The organism is Succinimonas sp., assembly GCF_045225735.1.
In the GTDB taxonomy this organism is placed as follows: domain Bacteria; phylum Pseudomonadota; class Gammaproteobacteria; order Enterobacterales; family Succinivibrionaceae; genus Succinimonas.
Genome location: NZ_JBGVBR010000347.1, coordinates 1 through 2,936, shown reverse-complemented (window position 1 = coordinate 2,936; position 2,936 = coordinate 1). Strand labels below are relative to the sequence as shown.

The 2,936-nt window shown below is 53.4% G+C and carries 2 protein-coding genes; both read left to right on the top strand.

The features are described from left to right. The coding region (locus ACJROR_RS12345; RefSeq protein ID WP_406547289.1) for an inositol phosphate phosphatase SopB at nt 1-2,028 on the top strand (2,028 nt) is incomplete at its 5' end. Between the two features lie 350 nt (nt 2,029-2,378). Next, nucleotides 2,379-2,864, top strand: coding sequence for a type III secretion system chaperone (locus ACJROR_RS12340; protein WP_406547288.1), 486 nt, complete (start codon nt 2,379-2,381; stop codon nt 2,862-2,864). Nucleotides 2,865-2,936 lie beyond the last annotated feature (72 nt).

Sequence of the window (2,936 nt, the reverse complement as noted above, 5' to 3'; positions counted from 1 at the left end):
TTGTCCGGCATGTCCCGGGAAGGCGGCATCCTGTCCGAGCAGCTGAGCCGCGCCGGCAGTCTTCTTGAGAGCATCCCCCGGGAATTCAGCAATGAGGTCTTTGGCAAAAACTACGGTCTTTCAGATCTCAAAATCGTAATAACAAGCCTGATTGACAAGTGCGCCAAGGCTCAGCAGGATCTCCGGACCATAACCAGCAATCTGGCTGCCAGGCCCGAGTGCAGCATCGAAGCAGAAGTCGCCGGCAATTGCCGGGATATCCTCTGCCCGAAATTTGCCGCCTGCATCGATCATCTGAATAAAAAGCTGGCAGAATGCGAACTGGCCCTGAAAAACAAGGGGGACTCCTGCGCCAATGTCAGGGATGCCTTTAATGACAAGATTGACGCCGCCATAAAGACCATCGATGGCGTCAAAGCCAAAATAGCCCGCAAGCTGCAGGACGGAAATTCCCTGAACCGGGAATCCGAAAGAAAATGCCGGACAGCCATGGACAAGCTTGACGCTCTCCGCCGGGAATACGCCGCCAAAAAGCAGGAGTTCGCCGCTCTTAACCTGCGGGATGATGATACTGTTCCCACCGGCTATCTCAAGTTCTTCAAAAAGCTGCAGGGAAAGTGCGCCGATAAAATCAACAGCGCTGTCAGCGATCTTGGCATTGCCGATCTCAAAACAACTGACGCGGCGATCATGAACGAGTTTTCCAATACTCTGGGCAAAAAGGCCTGGAGCACCATCAGCCGCGATATGAAGCTGACGGTGGACGGACAGGAAAAGATCTTTAATTCCACCATGACCCCGGTTAAAGAGCTTAACCCCGGACTTTACGAAGACGGCGTTAACGGCATCCCCAGCGGAAACCGCCTTTCCGGACATGTTTCCAACCTTTTCAAAACAGAGCTCCGGGACGAAAACGGTCAAAAGCTCTTTACCGGCTATCGTCATGCTGTGCTGGATGCCGCCGGCGAGAAGAATGATAACCTCAGAGAGCAGAAGGCCAGACAGCGGGCCCTGGAACTTATCACCACCATTGTCATGGACAGATTTGCCGATGATATCGGATCTGATGATCCGCTTAAGGGCGGCAAAACCCAGGATCATCCCATTGAATTCACCTTAAGCTCGGTAAATCTCCTTAACCCGATATCCTATTTCGGGAACGAGAAAAAAATGACTGATAATCAGCTGAACGCGCTCCGCGCCTTAATGCCGCAGAATAACGGCGGCAATCAGGAGCCGGTACGCCTCAGAATCGGAGGCCGGGATGTCTGGATCAAACCGAAGATCCGCACCTTCAACACGCCGGCCAATAAGTGGACCTCCGGATCCGTTCTGGGCAAATACTTCTGGAAGCAGGCCGAAGAGCAAACCGGTAACCGGGCTGCCATAAGCGATATGTTCGGGCAGAACTTCCTGAATACTAGGGTATCTCTTAATGAACTCGCAAACAGCGCTAACGAAGAGACCGTGTACAACCGCTTCGTGAGCAGTCTGGATCCCGATTCAGACGTGGGCAGATTCATGAGCGATCCCCGCAGATCCGCCGTGGAAAAGAAGAAGGTCTTCATGCTGAGCCAGGAAATAAATCTCATCATGAACAATGCGCTGTTCCGGGATCCTTCTTTTGATGCCTTCGAGCTTCCTGCTCGGCTGGCGCTCCTTAACGACATGCTGGGCAACGTAACCTGCTTCAACTGCAAGAGCGGCAAGGATCGCACCGGACACCTGGATGTGGTGGCCAAGCAGCTGGCGGTGAAGATGAATTCCTTTGCCGGCGGCAGCGCTCTGGAGTTCATGAACAATAAATGCTCCATCATAAGAAAGCTTTCCGGGAAATCCTACGCCACCAAAGATGATGCGCAGAATTTCACCAGACTGGCCGCCGAATCCGGCAATCTGGAAGTGCAGCAGCTTAACTGCGGCATGAAGGGATCCAAGGTTAACAAAGTAAGCGGCATTGTGGAACATTTCGGCGGCAGCAACGTCTTTAAGTTCTACACCGGCGCCGCAAAGTTCGCCAAGTCTTAACCCCGTATCGGGAGCCGGGAGGCATCTGACTGACTCCGCATTTCCTCCTCCGGCTCCTCCCTGTTTTATCAGGCGCCGGTTACAGATTATGAAGGCGATTCTTTGATACCGGAGCGTTTCGGGATACGATGAGGACAGAGGGGGCGCAAGCTCTTTGATGCTCTCAGGAACGCTTTTCCTCCTGCTCTCCGCCGTAACCCCGGTCTTTCAGGCGCCGCGGATTTCAGATGTCTTCCCGCCGGAAGCGGCATAACCTTGCTGAAACCGCATATGCGGACACCCCGGAATTTGCAGCACTCGTGTCCGGAGGGAAAAATGCCGCCGCCCTTTTCTTATTACGGAGATGATGCATGGATTTTGCAGAAATAGTTAACACCCTGAATGATGCCATGGGAACAGACCTGGAAAGCCTGGACGAGACGCTCATGTTTGATCTTGACGGCATTGAAACCGTATTTCAGTCTGCCGGAGACAGACTTATCATGACTGCCGACCTGGGTTCGTGCGAGCAGGACTTTCTGGATCGCCTGACCTGCGACTGCCTGAAGGGCAATTATATGTTCAGCGGCACCCGGGGCTCTTCCCTGGCCCTGAATCCCGAAAACGGACACCTGTTCCTGCAGCGGCACGACTGGCTGGATCGCCTTACCCGGGAAAAGCTCATTGACACCATGGATCGCTTCACGGCGGTTGCCATGGAGTACGCCGAAATTATCAGGAGCATCCGGGAAAATCATGAATACCCGGAGGACTCATCGGCACAGCCTTCCCCGTCATCAGGCTTTGCGGAAGACGGCATTTATTATCAGATGCCTCCGCAGGGAATTATGGTATAGCCGAATGTTTTGTAAACGAACTGGCCGCAGCGCGTTTACATGGCGGGGTTTTTCTTCAAAAAATGCCCCGGA

Bases quoted from the DNA above. Each gene is read 5' to 3' on its own strand.
- ACJROR_RS12340 (WP_406547288.1), top strand. From the start codon at position 2,379: ATGGATTTTGCAGAAATAGTTAACACCCTGAATGATGCCATGGGAACA.